The sequence below is a fragment of the Magnetofaba australis IT-1 genome (genome assembly GCF_002109495.1).
Classification (GTDB): Bacteria; Pseudomonadota; Magnetococcia; order Magnetococcales; family Magnetococcaceae; genus Magnetofaba; species Magnetofaba australis.
The window spans coordinates 519,718-534,342 of the sequence record NZ_LVJN01000020.1 but is presented as its reverse complement, the minus strand read 5'-3'; the positions used below and the strand labels follow the sequence as shown (position 1 = coordinate 534,342).

The 14,625-nt window shown below is 63.2% G+C and carries 8 protein-coding genes; 6 read left to right on the top strand and 2 right to left on the bottom strand.

The window, feature by feature from the left end:
* Nucleotides 1-6: 6 nt before the first annotated feature.
* Both MAIT1_RS14595 and MAIT1_RS14590 read right to left on the bottom strand, forming a co-directional pair.
* Entirely contained in the window at nucleotides 7-2,271 is a 2,265-nt protein-coding gene (locus tag MAIT1_RS14595; protein ID WP_085444044.1) for a hybrid sensor histidine kinase/response regulator, read from the bottom strand.
* 7 nt (nucleotides 2,272-2,278) lie between these two features.
* Complete coding sequence (locus MAIT1_RS14590) at nucleotides 2,279-3,199, bottom strand: type 2 periplasmic-binding domain-containing protein (protein WP_198947908.1); 921 nt, start codon at nucleotides 3,197-3,199, stop codon at nucleotides 2,279-2,281.
* 464 nt (nucleotides 3,200-3,663) lie between these two features.
* On the opposite strand from MAIT1_RS14590, the gene MAIT1_RS14585 reads away from it, so the two are divergent.
* The 6 genes from MAIT1_RS14585 to MAIT1_RS14560 all read left to right on the top strand — a co-directional run bounded on the left by MAIT1_RS14585 (nucleotide 3,664) and on the right by MAIT1_RS14560 (nucleotide 14,546).
* On the top strand, nucleotides 3,664-6,390 hold the full coding sequence (locus tag MAIT1_RS14585) for a phosphoenolpyruvate carboxylase (RefSeq protein WP_085444043.1): 2,727 nt from the start codon (nucleotides 3,664-3,666) through the stop codon (nucleotides 6,388-6,390).
* 120 nt (nucleotides 6,391-6,510) lie between these two features.
* Nucleotides 6,511-8,022: a threonine ammonia-lyase, biosynthetic gene (gene ilvA, locus MAIT1_RS14580; protein WP_085444042.1), complete on the top strand. Its 1,512-nt coding sequence runs from the start codon at nucleotides 6,511-6,513 to the stop codon at nucleotides 8,020-8,022.
* A gap of 52 nt (nucleotides 8,023-8,074) precedes the next feature.
* Nucleotides 8,075-8,386, top strand: a complete 312-nt coding sequence (locus MAIT1_RS14575; protein WP_085444041.1) for an STAS domain-containing protein — start codon at nucleotides 8,075-8,077, stop codon at nucleotides 8,384-8,386.
* Nucleotides 8,387-8,653: 267 nt separating this feature from the next.
* A complete protein-coding gene (locus tag MAIT1_RS14570; protein ID WP_085444040.1) occupies nucleotides 8,654-10,888 on the top strand; it encodes a peptidase domain-containing ABC transporter in 2,235 nt (744 codons plus the stop codon).
* Nucleotides 10,885-13,023 (top strand): peptidase domain-containing ABC transporter, encoded by a 2,139-nt coding sequence (locus tag MAIT1_RS14565; protein ID WP_085444039.1) that lies wholly within the window; start codon nucleotides 10,885-10,887, stop codon nucleotides 13,021-13,023. The genes MAIT1_RS14570 and MAIT1_RS14565 overlap by 4 nt, the downstream gene beginning before the upstream one ends.
* Entirely contained in the window at nucleotides 13,023-14,546 is a 1,524-nt protein-coding gene (locus tag MAIT1_RS14560) for an HlyD family type I secretion periplasmic adaptor subunit (RefSeq protein ID WP_085444038.1), read from the top strand. Before MAIT1_RS14565 ends, MAIT1_RS14560 begins: the two co-directional genes overlap by 1 nt.
* The last annotated feature ends 79 nt before the right edge of the window (nucleotides 14,547-14,625 follow it).

Here is a 14,625-nt window from a genome sequence, read left to right as displayed (position 1 = left end):
GCCCTTTCACACCGTTTGCGCCGCCGCGTCAACGCGGGCGGTGAAACGCGTCAGAAAGGCGAGCAACTCGGCTTTGCGAATGGGCTTGGACAGGTGGGCGTCACAACCGGCTTCCAGGCTCTTCTGCTGGTCATCGGCCATGGCGTTGGCGGTCAGGGCGATGATGGGCAGGCGCGGGCAATGGTCAACTCTGGGCGGACGCGCGGCCTCCCAGGCGCGAATCGCCTGGGTCGCCTGATAGCCATCCAGACGCGGCATCTGCACATCCATCAGCACCAGATCGTAGCGCCCGCCCGAGGTCACCCGCGCCACCGCATCTGCGCCATTATCCACCTCGTCGATGCGGTGTGGCGTCTGTTTGAGATAGGCGCGCAGCAGGGCGCGATTATCCGGCGAATCGTCCGCCACCAACAAAGACAGCTCCACCGGCTTCTCCCCTGTCAACAGGACCACGGGCGCGGCCTGCGCCCCAGGGTTCGTTGCAGGCGCTGAAGGCAACGGCGCACACGCCTCCACCCGCTCCAACCGATTCGACAGATTCACGGCAAAGGTGAAGTGGAAGGCGCTGCCCTCCCCCACTGTGCTCTCCACCCAGATCTCGCCCCCCAGCAGGGTGACAAAACGTTTACTGATGGCCAACCCCAGCCCGGTGCCGCCAAACTCCCGCGTATTGGTGGGGTCGGCCTGGGAGAAGGGCTCAAAAATTCGTTGCCGTTTGTCGGCGGGAATGCCGATGCCGCTATCGCGCACGGTCACATGGGCTTTGGCCGCGCCATCATCGCTCTCGGCGCTCTGCAACAGCACCTCAACGCTGCCGCTGCGGGTGAATTTCAGCGCATTGCCCACCAGATTGACCAAAATCTGACGCACGCGGCTGGAGTCGGAGATCACCCTCTGCGGCGCGTCGGTCGCGCAATCCCAGGTAAAGCGCAAGCCCTTTTTGCGCGCGCTGGGTTGCAGCATCTCCATCACATCCTGGATCAACTGCGACAGGTCGAATGGCTCCGCCACCACCGGCATGCGGCCCGCTTCGATTTTGGACAGATCGAGGATATCGTTGATCAGGTCCAGCAACATATGGCCCGAACGCGCCATGCGCCTAACATAGTCGCGCTGCTCGTGACTCAGATCGGTCTCCGCCAGCAGATCCGACAATCCAATAATGCTGTTCATGGGGGTGCGGATCTCATGGCTCATATTGGCGATAAAGGCGCTTTTGGCCAGATCCGCCGTCCGCGCCATCTCGGCGGTTTCACGCAGCATCGCTTCATTGCGCCGCGCCTCGAGCATGCGCGCCTGCAGCGTGAGTTTGTTGACGCTCAATTTGGCCAGCACATAGGCGGCCACCACCAGAATGCAGCCCAGAACCGTCAACCCGGTCAAAAAGCCCGGCGTGGCCAGATGGCCAAACCGCTTCGACAGATAGACCATGCCAACCATATCAAACGGGAGATCTTTCACCCCCGAATGCGTCACCAGAAGATTGTTGTAGTGGTGGACATGAGTAGCCTCCATGCGTGCATGATTGAGCATGGCGCGCTCCGCCAACGGCAACTCCCGCTCCAACTCCCAGCCGTACGGCGTGCCATCGACCACTTGACCATCCAGAAACAGCAGCAGTCCCATGCCACTGTCTGCATCCGCATCATTGTAGGGAAGTTCGCTCAACCCCGGTTGTAGCCACAACGACAGCGTTCCGACCAGGCGCTTCTTGAAGCGGTAGGGAACGCTCAGCATGATCTGACCGCCATCACGCCGCCATTGCGCTTGCATGGGGCTTTCCAAAACGCCGCTGCTCTCCCACTTAATGCTCTGTAGCAGCGCCTCCTGCGCTGGACTCAGCGGCGCGCCCGCCAACGAGAGCATTTTGCCATCACTTTCGCTTAACGCCACCCGCAGCGGGCTGGGTCGCCCCGCCTCCGGCAGCCGTTGCGCCAAACGCTGCAACGCCTGATCCAGGCGCGTCAAACTGATGCGCAGGCCATACTCCAACGACATGCCCAAATCACGATTGGCAAAGTAGTTGGTCAACGCCGGATCGCGCCCCAATTGATGTAAATCATCCAACGCGTTTTTGTAAGCGAACTCCATATGTGCGGCATGCTTCTCCAGCTCCGAACGAATCTGTTCATCCAGCGCCGTGCGCAACTGCCACTGGGCGTCGTGGACAACGTTCAGAAGCGCCATCACCAATAGCGCCACCACTCCCACCGCCGCCGCAACGATGGTGCGGCCACGCACGGATTGATTGAGTGATTCACGCGCCATCATGACAGCGTCACCGGCCTAGAAAGTGGGGAAAGTAGCTGAAGATCGCCGGATAGTAGCGCTCCACCATGCGGCGGTAGGCGCCGCTGGAGACCAACTCGGCGAAATAGGTTTCGAACGCCGCATGCAGCGCCTTATCTTCAGGTCGAAAGGCGACCGCCATGGTTTGCGGACCGGAGACCGGGCCGATCACCTTGATCCGCCCCGGCCACTTCTCCAACGCCACCAGAGCGTCGGGCACATCCAGCAGTGAGGTTTCGGCCATGCCGTCCATCACCGCCGGCGCCAGTTCGTTGACCGAAACGCTGGCGGGAGTGGGATGGATGCGCGCGCCGGTCACATCCAGGTCATACAGGGTGTGATCCAGGCAGGTGTTGTTTTTGGTCAACACCGAAACCCCGCCAAGCATCTTCTTGACCAGGGCGATGTCGGCGTCGCGGTCGCCGGTGGGGACGATGGGATGCAGAGGATGCTCGGCGGCGGCGATGAGCCACACGCCGGTGGGAAATGTGGTGGGGGAGAACTGCAGCACGCGCGTGCGCCACGCCAGCACGGTCAGACCGCTGGCGATAAGATCGCCGCGCACCGGAACGCCAGCGCCCAGTTGCGCCTCATCCTCCGTGTGCGAAACCTCGCGCCCGAGCAGATCCGGGATGATGTGATCCCAGTCGGAGCGCACGAACGCATAGCGCACCCCCAGGTATTGGGCGAACCCTTGCGCCAACTCCACATCCAAACCATCGCCGCCGCCGGTGATAAAACGCGCGTACGGCGCGCCCAGATGGCGCAGGACGCCGGCCTGGCGAATGCGTTCAACGCTGGAATCACCCGCCGCGTCGGCGCGAGCGGCATCCCCCCACAGAGAGGACAAACCGATGATGAGGAAAAGCAGGAGGAAATACGACCAACGCCAGATGCAAACGCGCATCATGTCACTCTCTCCCAGCGCAAGCGAATATCGCGCAATCAGGGAGGAAACACCGCTCAATCATATTCTAACTGGTTTTCAATATGAGCTCTAACTTACTAAAATCTATAACAAAAAAATCCTGCCATTCGCATCGCCGCCTGAATACGCTCAGATGCAATGGCTCCAGATTACGTGACCACGCCCAAAAGGTGAAGCGGAATGCTGGAGCAAGCACGCAATCTTGCACAAGACATTGCCAATACGCGTAGGCTTCCTTTACCTTTGTCGGCGCGTCACCGGCCTGGAGGCTGACGGCGCTCCGCAGCCAGCGTCCATCTGCGCACGGCGAACGGAGCCTCGCCGCCCCAGACGCTCTCTCAACGCATGGTCAGGCTCATGCTGTACCGGCGCGCCGCAATGCAGTCCATTTCGCGCGCCACGTCCCGTATCGTTCGCCCGACCCAACCAAAACGACAGGCAAACTCATGACCAGCGCCCAAGATCCCCAACTGATCCGCGCCTCTCATGCGCCCACATTCCTGGTGGAGTGTTTCCGCGAACTGCTCGAAGAGCTGGGCGAAGTGGAGATCGCCCGCCAGCTGCCCATCGGTCAGCCCGGCGCGCTCTCGGAGCCGCCGCAGTGGTCCTCCAAACTCACCCAAGCCTACTCCATTGCGTTCCAACTCCAGGCCATGGCCGAAGAGAACGTGGAGATGCAGCAGCGCCGCACCAAACGCGACGGCAATGACGCCCACCACGTCGCAGGCAGCTGGGAGTACAATTTCGCCCGCATGCGCGACGCCGGCATGGACGCCGACGCCATACGCCAAGCGGTGGGGCAAGTGCGAGTGGAGCCGGTGCTCACCGCCCACCCCACCGAAGCCAAACGCCGCACCGTACTGGAACACCATCGCCAGCTCTATCTGCACCTGATCATGCTGGAGAACAGCATGTTCACCCGCCGTGAACAGAGCGAGGTGCGCACCGACATCAAAGCGCTGCTTGAACAGCTCTGGCGCACCGGCGAGGTGCTGCTGGAGAAGCCCACCATCGCCGATGAGCGCAGCAATGTGCTGCACTATCTGGCCGGGGTGTTCCCGCAGGCGCTGCTGCCCCTGCGGCGGCGTCTGGAGGAGGCGTGGGCGGCGTTCGACCTGGCCGGGCGGCCGCAGATGCCGCGCGTCACCTTCGGCGTGTGGGTGGGCGGCGACCGCGACGGCCACCCGCTGGTCACCGCCGAAGTCACCGAAGAGACCTTGATGGACCTGCGCGCCCATGCGCTGACCCTGGCCCGCGACAACCTGCTGGAGCTGACCAAGCGCCTGAGCCTGTCGGACTTCCTGCAACCGCCGCCGGAGGACTTCCTGGCGCGTCTGCACGCCATGGAGACGATCCTGGGCGAAGCGGGCCGCGCGGCGGTGGCGCGCAACCGCGCCGAACCGTGGCGTCAGTTCATCAATCTGATGATGGCGGCGCTGCCCATCGGCGCGCGCGAGTCGGCCCCCGGAGTGTATGAGCGCGCTGGCGAGATGGAGGCGGATCTGGCGCTGATGCGCAAATCCCTGGTCGCCATCGGCGCCGATCGTCTGGCCGAGCGCCTGCTCGACCCGATTATCGACCAACACGTCGCCTTTGGCTTCCATCTGGCCTGCCTGGACATCCGCCAAAACAGCGAATTCCACGACTCCGCCCTCACCGAACTGCTGCGCATCGGCGGCGGCGGCGGCGAAGGCTACGCCACCTGGCCGGAGGCGCAGCGCCGCGGCCTGCTCAACCGCGAGCTGGAGTCGCCGCGCCCCTTCGCCCACGCCGAAGCGGTGCTGGAGGGCGAAGCGCACACGGTGATGGCCTGCTACCGCACCCTCAATCGTCACTACCGCCTGTATGGCGGCGACGCCCTGGGCGCGCTCATCGTCAGCATGACCCGCGACGTCTCCGACCTGCTGGTGATCTATCTGTTCGCCCGCGAGGCCGGGTTGATGGAGGAGACCCCCGACGGTCCCATCTGTCCCATGCCGGTGACGCCGCTGTTCGAGACCATCGAGGATCTGGAGCGCAGCCCGGAGATTCTCTCCACCTTCCTGGCCCACCCCATGACCCAGCGCTCCATGGCCTACCACGCGCGACGCAACGGCACCGCGCTGATCCAGCAGGTGATGATCGGCTACTCCGACAGCAACAAGGATGGCGGCATCTGGGCCAGCCGCTGGGTGCTCTATCGCGCCCAGCAGGCGCTGGTGAAGGTGGGTGAGCAGTATGGCGTGCGCATTCGCTTCTTCCATGGTCGCGGCGGCTCCATCAGCCGCGGCGCCGGTCCCACCCACAGCTTCCTGCGCGCGCTGCCGCCCAAGGCCCTGGGCGACGACCTACGCCTGACCGAGCAGGGCGAGGTGATCGCGCAGAAGTACGCCAACCGCATGACCGCCGCCCACAATCTGGAGATGCTGGCGGCCGGGGCCGCCGGAGCCACCGCCGCCTGGCCCACCAGCGGCGGCGACGCCGACAAACTGGCGTCGATCATGGATCGCCTCTCCAAACAGAGCAGCGAGTTCTACGCCCAACTCATCAACACCGAAGGCTTCATCGATTTCTTCGGTCAAGCCACCCCCATCGACGCCATCGAGTCTAGCCGCATCGGCTCGCGTCCGGTGCGCCGACGCAGCGGCACCCGCACCATCGCCGATCTGCGCGCCATCCCCTGGGTGTTCAGTTGGAGCCAGGCGCGCTTCTTCCTCTCCGGCTGGTACGGCGCGGGCTACGCCCTGGAGGCGCTGCGCAATGACGACCCCGAGGCCTACGCCCTGCTCGAAAGCCACGCCACCGACTGGCCGCCGCTCTACTACGCCTTGAACAGTGTCGCCATCAGCATGGCCAGCGTTGACCGCGAAGTGATGGAGCAGTACGCCGCTCTGGTGGAGGACGAGGCGATCCGCGAACGCTGCATGGACCTGATCCGCAGCGAGTTTGACCGCTGCCGCGAGCGCGTGGAGCAGATGTTCCAGGCTCCGCTGGATCAACGCATGCCGGACCTGTGCCGCCGCGTCTCTGAACGCCGCGACTCCCTGCGCCACCTGCACAATCGTCAGGTGTTGCTGCTCAAACAGTGGCGCCCGTTGCGCGACTCCGGCGACGCCGCCGCCATTGAGGAGCTGGAGGGCGAGTTGCTGCTCACCATCAACGCCATCGCCGGGGGCCTCGGCTCCACCGGCTAATCCGCACACCACCCGCGCGCCGCGCCGCTTTTGCAGGCGCGGCGCGCGGTTTCCATCCCTGCGCTGTCGCGCTATAGTGCCCTTTTCTTATTGCTCTGACCCCCTGGGGCGCTTTGACTTATGCTTGATCCGCTGCTGCGCCGCATCCTCACCTCCCGCGTCTATGAAGCCGCCGTGGAGACGCCGCTGGACCCCGCTCCTCTGCTCTCGCGCGAGTTGGGCAACGACGTGTTGCTCAAGCGCGAAGATCTGCAGCCGGTATTCTCCTTCAAACTGCGCGGCGCCTACAATCGCATCGCCCACCTGAGCGACGCGGAGAAGGCGCGTGGCGTCATCGCCGCCTCGGCGGGCAACCACGCCCAGGGCGTCGCCTACAGCGCGCGCCAGCTGGGCTTGAACGCCCTTATTGTCATGCCCATGACCACCCCCGGCATCAAGGTGGAGGCGGTCAAGGCCATGGGCGCGGAGGTGCTGCTGCACGGCGACAACTACTCCGAGGCCGCCGAACGCTGCGCCGACGTGGCCAAAGAGCGCGGCATGACCTTCATCCACCCCTTCGACGACGAGTGGGTCATCGCCGGACAGGGCACCATCGGCGATGAGATCATGCGCCAGAGCGGCGGACGCATCGACGCCATCTTCGTGCCGGTAGGCGGCGGCGGCCTCATCGCCGGCGTAGCCGCCTTCGTCAAAGCGCTGGATCCCAACATCAAAGTGTTCGGCGTCGAGCCCGATGACAGCGACGCCATGGCGCAGTCGTTGGATCATGGCGAATTGGTGGATCTGGACTCGGTGGGCATCTTCGCCGACGGCGTGGCGGTGCGGCGGGTGGGCGAACTCACCTTTGAGCTGTGTCGCCGCCATGTGGATGGCGTCATTCGCGTCAACACCGACGCCATCTGTGGGGCGATCAAGACCGGCTACCTGGCCACCCGCGCCATTCTGGAGCCTGCGGGCGCGCTGGCTCTGGCGGGCATGCGCCAGTGGGTGCGCGACACCGGAACCACCGGTCAACGTCTGGTGGCGATCAACTCCGGCGCCAATATGAACTTCGAACGGCTGCGCTACGTGGCCGAGCGCACCCTCATCGGCGAGCAGCGTGAGGCGTTGTTCGCCGTCACCCTGCCCGAAGCTCCGGGGGCATTGCGCCGCTTTCTCGACGTGGCCTGCGATGGCCACAACATCACCGAATTCCGCTACCGCCTCTCCGACCGCGACCAAGCGCACATTCTGGTCGGGGTCTCCCTGGAGGGGCCGGGCGACCGCCAAACCGTGGTGGACTCCCTCAATCAAAGCGGCTTCGCCTTCGTCGACCTGACCGACAACGAACTGGCCAAAACCCACGTGCGCCACATGGTGGGCGGACGCGCCGACGCCGCGCGCCACGAACGCTTGTTCCGTTTCTGGTTCCCTGAACGCCCCGGGGCATTGCGCAAGTTCCTCACCGCCATGGGGCAGACCTGGAACATCTCGCTGTTCCACTATCGCCTGCATGGCGGCGACTATGGCCGCGTGCTGGTGGGCTTGGAGATCCCCCAGGCCGAAGAGGCGAATCTGCCCCCCTTTCTGGCGGAGTTGGGCTACCGCTATGAAGAGGAAAGCGACAACCCGGTCTACCGGCTGTTCTTGTAGCACATGACTGTCAAGCCACGAATATCATCGACCCTTTACCAGGCCAACCGCCATGCGCAACACCGACTCCGACGCGTTATCCCTTGACATCCTTGCACATGAAACCATTCTAACGATTCACGACAAACTCTCTTTGCGCGACGTCTCGGCGCTCAAAGCGGTGTGTGCGCGCATCCCCGAGGAGACAAGCGTTTGCATCCGCCTGGATTTGGAGCATTTGGACAGCTTCACCATCGGCATGCTGCTCAAAATTCGTGAATTGACTGGCTCACGGGGTCAGGAGATCACCCTGGATCCGAGCCAAGACAAACATCGTGAGGCGCTGATTCCAACCGGCATCAACCAGCTTTTCACGATTCTGTAAGGGAAGTCCCGGGAATTGTTGCGCACTGAAACAGTGGCGCGAAATTTGCCATATTTTGTTGTTGAGGCAGAAAATTTACGCCCCAACAACCGCAATTGATTCGTTCGAGCACGCCGTGGCCGAAGTGAGAACAGATCTACGGAGCGCCATTATTTCATGGCGTTATATAACCCATGACGCGCCTGTAGCGCGTTGTGCGAAGCCGTGCCCGCGATTCCGCTCACGCCGCCAATTCCTCGACGCTTCTCTCCCCGGCGAGGCGCTTCCATGAGCGTCCACGCCTTTTTCGCCAAAGATGAGTGGCCCCAGCAGCTCACGCCGCTCTCGGTGATGCGCGAAGTGCTGCCCTACATGCTGATCACCTCGGTGGTGATTAACCTGTTGGGCCTGGCCCTGCCGCTGACGCTGTTGCAGATCTACGACCGCATTTTGCCCAACGAATCCTTCAGCACCCTACAGATGCTGGCCCTGGGCGTAGTGGCGGCGATTCTCATTGAATCAGCGCTGAAGATGGCGCGCACCTATATCGGCGGGTGGATTGGCGCACGCTTTGAACACATGGCCAGCTATTCGGCCATGGAGCGCATGTTGTTCACCAATCTGGCCGACTTCGAACGCGCCGGTTCCGGGGTGCATCTGGAGCGCATGGAATCCCTGGGCACCCTCAAAGACTTCTACGCCGGGCAGGGCCTGCAAGTGATGCTGGATCTGCCCTTTGTACTGGTGTTTCTCATCTTTATCAGCCACCTGGGCGGCGGGCTGGTGATCATCACCCTGACCATTTTCACCGTCTTCATTATCGCCGCCTGGTTGGTGGGCAAACGCCTCAAACAGGCCATCGGCGGACGCATGACCGCCGATGAGCGACGCCTGAACTTCATCATCGAAGTGCTCACCGGCATGCACTCGGTCAAATCCATGGCCATGGAGGCGCAGATGCTGCGCCGCTATGAGCGTCTGCAAGAGGGCTGCGCCAACAACGCTCGCCAGGTGGTGATGCAGAGCGCTACCGCCCAAGGACTGGGCAGCTTCTATTCGCAGCTCACCATGATCTGCGTGGTGGCGGTGGGCAGCACCCTGGTGATCAACCATGAGCTGACCATCGGTGGTCTGGCCGCCTGCTCCATGCTCTCGGGCCGCGCCATGGGACCCATTCAGCAGGCGGTGGGCATCTGGGCGCGCTTCCAGACCATCCGCCTGGCCCGCGACCGCGTCAGCGACATCTTCAAAATGCGCTTGGAGTTCAAACCCGGGCTGCCGGAGATCGAACCCATTGCAGGCGCGCTGGAGCTGCGCGATGTCGAGTACGCCTTTGACGACCATCACCCACCGATTCTGCACGGTCTGAACATCCGTGTAGAGCCGGGCGAAATCATCGGCATTCGCGGTGACAACGGCAGCGGCAAAACCTCCCTATTGTGGCTGATGATGGGCGCTCTGCAGGCCACCAAAGGCGAAGTCCTGGTGGATGGGCAGCCGATTCAACAGTTCGACCCGCGCTCCTTCCGCGATAAGATCTCCTATCTGCCGCAGTCCGGCGTGCTGTTCCAGGGCACGTTGATGGAGAACATCACCATGTTCCGCGATGAGTATCACGACGCGGCCAAGGCGATCATCCAGGACATGGGGCTCGAGGAGGTGATGGCGCACATGCCCAAGGGCTATGAGACGCAGATTGACGACGGCTCCAAGGAGTCCCTGCCCAAAGGCATCCGTCAGCGCATCACCATCGCCCGGGCCTTGCTGGAGCAGCCCAAAATCATTCTGTTTGACGAAGCCAACGCCGCCGTGGACGGCGCCGGCGATGAGATCCTGCGCCGGGTGATGTTCAGCTATCGCGGCAAAGCGACGCTGATTTTGGTGACGCCGCGCCCCTCGTGGCTGAAATTGACCGACCGTGTCTACAATTTGCAGAATGGCACCCTGACTCTGCGTGAGGATCCGCCGCCGCAAGCCAAACCAGGCGGCGGCGCACCCACGACGCCGGCGGCGCAAGCCGGCGCGCCTCAGCCAGCAACAACCACCACGGCCAAGGCCCCTGCGCCGCCCTCGACGCCACCTGCGCCTGCCAAACCTGCGCCTGCCAAACCTGCGCAGGCAGCAGCCAAGCCGCCTCCCACTGCGCAAAAAGAGGATGCCGCCAGCGGTGGCAAGCCCACCGCTGCCGAAGCCAAGCCCGCGCAACAGACGGCGGGCGATCTGGATAGCGCGTTGTGGAGTCTTGGACTGGCGGAACAGGGAGTGGATGAGACCGCCTTGGCCAATCTGCTCAATTTGAATGATGGCGCAAACGGCCAAAAGCAAAGCCCCCCGGGCGCTGCTGCGCCCACTCCCAACACGGACAAACCCGCCGCACGCAGCGGCATGAAGCCGCGCGGGCGGCGCATGAGCAAAGAGGCCCTGGCGCAGATGAAACAGGCTCGCGCCGAAGCCAAACAGAAGAGCGCCGACAACCCGACGGGCGCACCGAATAGAACCGCCGATAAAGGCGATGCGTCATGACCATTGAAACCAAGAAATTTGAGATCCCCGAGACCACTGGCATCATCGGCGAGTTCGGCAAAGCGTCGGACTTCGGCGCCTGCATGATCCCGCTGCTGGCGGCGTTGGGCTGGCGCGGCGAAATGCGCCACGTGGCCGAGTCTCTGCCCCACTTTGTGGAGACCCTGGACCAGACCGGTTTCCGCAACATGATGGCCAACCTCAACTACCGCTCCATGGAAGCGGACGTGCGCCTGGACAAGATCGACGCGCGCCTGCTGCCCTGCCTGTTCGTGCCCGACAACCGCGGCGCGCTGGTGGTGCTGGAGATCGCAGATGGCCAGATGGAGGTGTTCGACGGCGAAACCGGCGAGTTGGCCACCTGGGAGATGCGCAAAATCCCCGGTCGCGCCTTCTTTTTCCAGGCGCTGGATATGGAGGAGCTGGCGCAGACCCAGGCGCGTTTGGGCTGGTTCCGCATGATCATGGAGCGCTTCCGCGGCTTCTTTTACTACATCCTTGGCCTCACCTTCGCCATCACCCTGCTGCAGATCATCACGCCCATGTATGTGATGACCGTATACGACCGTGTGGTGGGCAGCGAATCCCTCTCCACCCTCGCCTATCTCCTGTTGGGCGCGCTGGCGGCGCTGTTCTTCGACTGGCGCTTCCGGAAACTCCGCTCACAGATGCTCTCTTACGTGGGCGCGCGCCTGGACAACATCATCGGCAACGCGGTGTTCCAACGCATCCTCTACCTGATGCCCGCCTACACCGAACGCGCCACCATCGGCTCTCAGGTGGCGCGGATTCGTGACTTTGAATCAGTGCGCGAATTCTTCACCGGCTCGCTGGTGGTGGTGTTCATGGAGTTGCCCTTCACCATCGTCATTCTGTGGGTGATCTACGCCCTGGCCGGTCCCTTGGCGCTGGTGCCGTTCATCACCATGCTGCTGTTTGCCGCCATGTGGTTCATCATGTCGCCCATGGTGGGACAGTCCGGCGCCCGCGCGCGGCGCTTCACCTCCCAGCGCCAGGCTTTTGTGGTGGAAGCGCTGTCGGCCATGCGCGCCATCAAATACTCCCGCGCCGAGGATATCTGGCTGGAGCGCTTCCGCGATCTGTCGGCCAAGGCCGCCAACTCCAACTTTCACACCGCCTTCATCAATGCGGCGGTGGGCTCCATCTCGCATATTCTGATCGTCGGCTCGGGTCTGGCCACCATCAGTTGGGGCGTGTTCCGCGTATTGGACGAAGAGATGTCGGTGGGTGGTCTGGTGGCCAGCATGGTGCTGGTGTGGCGCGTGCTCACGCCGCTACAGGCGCTGTTCACCGCCATGACCCGCTTGGAGCAGATCAAATCGTCGGTGGCGCAGATCAACAATCTGATGAACGTCAAACCGGAACGCGAAGCCCACGCGCAGATCGTGCCGCTGCCGCGCTTCAAGGGCGACGTCTCTTTCTCGCGGGTCTCCATCCGCTACTCCCAGGAGGCCGATCCGGCTCTGGTGGGGGTCACCTTCGAAGCCAAAGCGGGCGAAGTGGTGGTGGCGGTGGGGCGCAACGGCTCGGGTAAATCGACCCTCATCAAGCTCATTGCCGGCATCTACAACCCGCAGGCGGGCGGTATTTTCATCGATGGGCGCGATACCCGTCAGATGGACATGATTGAACTACGCCAATCCATCGCCTACGTGCCGCAGACCAGCAACCTGTTCCACGGCACCATTGCGCAGAATTTGCGGCTGGCTCACCCCACCGCCTCCCAGGAGGAGCTGGAGGCGGCGTGTGAAATGGCCACGGTGATCGATGAAGTGCGCGCCTTCGAGCGCGGCTTCGACACCCGCATCGGCGACGCCCGCTCCGGGCAGCTGGCGTCGGGCTTCGTGCAGAAGCTGTCGCTGGCGCGGGCCTATTTGAAGCACGCGCCCATCATGCTGTTCGACGAGCCGGGCAACGCGCTGGACTGGGAGGGCGACCAAGCCTTTATGCGCGCGGTCAACAAACTGCGTGGGAACTCCACCATCTTCATCGTTACCCACCGCCCCAGCCACCGCAAACTGGCCGATCAATTACTTTTCCTCGACAAGGGGTATCTGCAACTGGCGGGACCGGCCTCTGAAGTGGAGCCGCGTCTGCCCAAGGATCTGATCTGATGGCCGCGCCAGACAAAAAAAGCGCGCCGCCGGACAAACGGGCGCCGAAAAAGTTGGAAAACCCGGAAGACAAAGGCGGCCCCATCAAAGCGGGCAGCCGCCAGGAGCGTTTTCTGGCGCAATCGGTGATTCTGGAGGAGAGCGGCCTATCCAAGCTGGTGCGTTGGGCGGCGCTGCTCATCTCCACCAGCGTGCTGGCGTTCATGCTGTGGGCGGCGTTTGCGGTGATGGACGAAGTGGCGCAGACCACCGGCGAGATCGCCCCCTCCGGCCCGGTGGAGTTCATCCAGCATCTGGAAGGCGGCATCATCGAGGAGATTCTGGTGGATCTGGGGCAACTGGTGAACCCGGGCGACCCCATCATCAAGCTGGTGGCCAAGGACGCCATTGCCGAGTACAACCAACTGCGTTCGCGCGAAGCGGGCCTGATGCTCAAGGTGGCGGGGCGCCTGGCCCTGCTCAGCGGCGAACCCCTGTGCGACTACTCCGATCGCGCCCTGGCCGAGGACGCGCGGAAGAACGACCAAATCCTCACCTCCCCCTGTTCTGGTTGGAAGGGCGGCGAGCTGGCGGGCACCCTGGGGCTGGAGCGGATATTCTCGCCGGAGTTTCGCGCCGCTTATCCGCATCTGATCAGCGAAGCGATCAGCCTGCTGGACTCACAGCGCCGCTCCAAAGCCAGTCAACTGGCGGTGATCCGCACCCAGATTCAGCAGAAACGCGCCAAGGTGGCCAAACTGCGCAATCAGGCCACCGCGTATAAAGAGCAGATCGCCTTCCAAAACGCCGAGACTCAGATCCGCAGCCAACTGGCCAGCAATCAGCGCATGTCAAAGCTGGCCCTGCTCAGCGCCCAGCAGTCGCGCGCCAACACCCGCGCCGACCTCTACACCGCCGAGGGCGATATGCGACTGGCCCTGACCGAACTGGCCGAGTCGCGCCAAAAAATGCTGGAGACCCAGGACAAACTGCACCAGGACACCATGCGCGAACTGGAGGCCACCGTCACCGAACTCTCCCAGGTGCGCGCCACCCTGCCGCGTCTGCAGGATCGCATCGCCCGTCTGACCGTACGCGCCAACGTCAAAGGATTGATCAAGGAGCTGGCGGTGAAGAATATCGGCGGCGTGGTCTCTCCGGGCGGCCAAGTGGCCGAACTGGTGCCCTTCACCGGCATGCCGCGCGCCGAAGTGCGCATCACCCCCAAAGACGTGGGCCACGTCAAGTTGAACCAACCGGTCACCGTGAAGGTCGCGACTTACGACTACGCCCGTTATGGCGGCGTCACCGGCTATCTGGCCAGCGTCTCGCCCAGCACCTTCCTGGACGAAAAGACCGGCCAGCCCTACTACAAGGGCGTGGTGCAGTTGGAGAAGGATTACATTGGCGAGAACCCCAGTCAGAACCAGCTCAAGCCTGGCATGACCATTACCGCCAGCATCCACACCGGCGCCAAGACGCTGTTGGAGTACATCCTCAAACCGATCCACTCCTCCATGGACGACTCCTTCCGCGAACGCTGAGGTCAGATTGTTTGATGTGGGGGGCTATGGCCCCCCACGCCCCCTCGGCCTCCTCGATGTTCCAGACAAGAGATGTTTA

Coding starts and splice junctions, on each gene's coding strand:
- MAIT1_RS14590 (WP_198947908.1), bottom strand. CDS start 3,199: ATGATGCGCGTTTGCATCTGGCGTTGGTCGTATTTCCTCCTGCTTTTC.
- MAIT1_RS14585 (WP_085444043.1), top strand. CDS start 3,664: ATGACCAGCGCCCAAGATCCCCAACTGATCCGCGCCTCTCATGCGCCC.
- ilvA (WP_085444042.1), top strand. CDS start 6,511: ATGCTTGATCCGCTGCTGCGCCGCATCCTCACCTCCCGCGTCTATGAA.
- MAIT1_RS14575 (WP_085444041.1), top strand. CDS start 8,075: ATGCGCAACACCGACTCCGACGCGTTATCCCTTGACATCCTTGCACAT.
- MAIT1_RS14565 (WP_085444039.1), top strand. CDS start 10,885: ATGACCATTGAAACCAAGAAATTTGAGATCCCCGAGACCACTGGCATC.
- MAIT1_RS14560 (WP_085444038.1), top strand. CDS start 13,023: ATGGCCGCGCCAGACAAAAAAAGCGCGCCGCCGGACAAACGGGCGCCG.
- MAIT1_RS14595 (WP_085444044.1), bottom strand. CDS start 2,271: ATGATGGCGCGTGAATCACTCAATCAATCCGTGCGTGGCCGCACCATC.
- MAIT1_RS14570 (WP_085444040.1), top strand. CDS start 8,654: ATGAGCGTCCACGCCTTTTTCGCCAAAGATGAGTGGCCCCAGCAGCTC.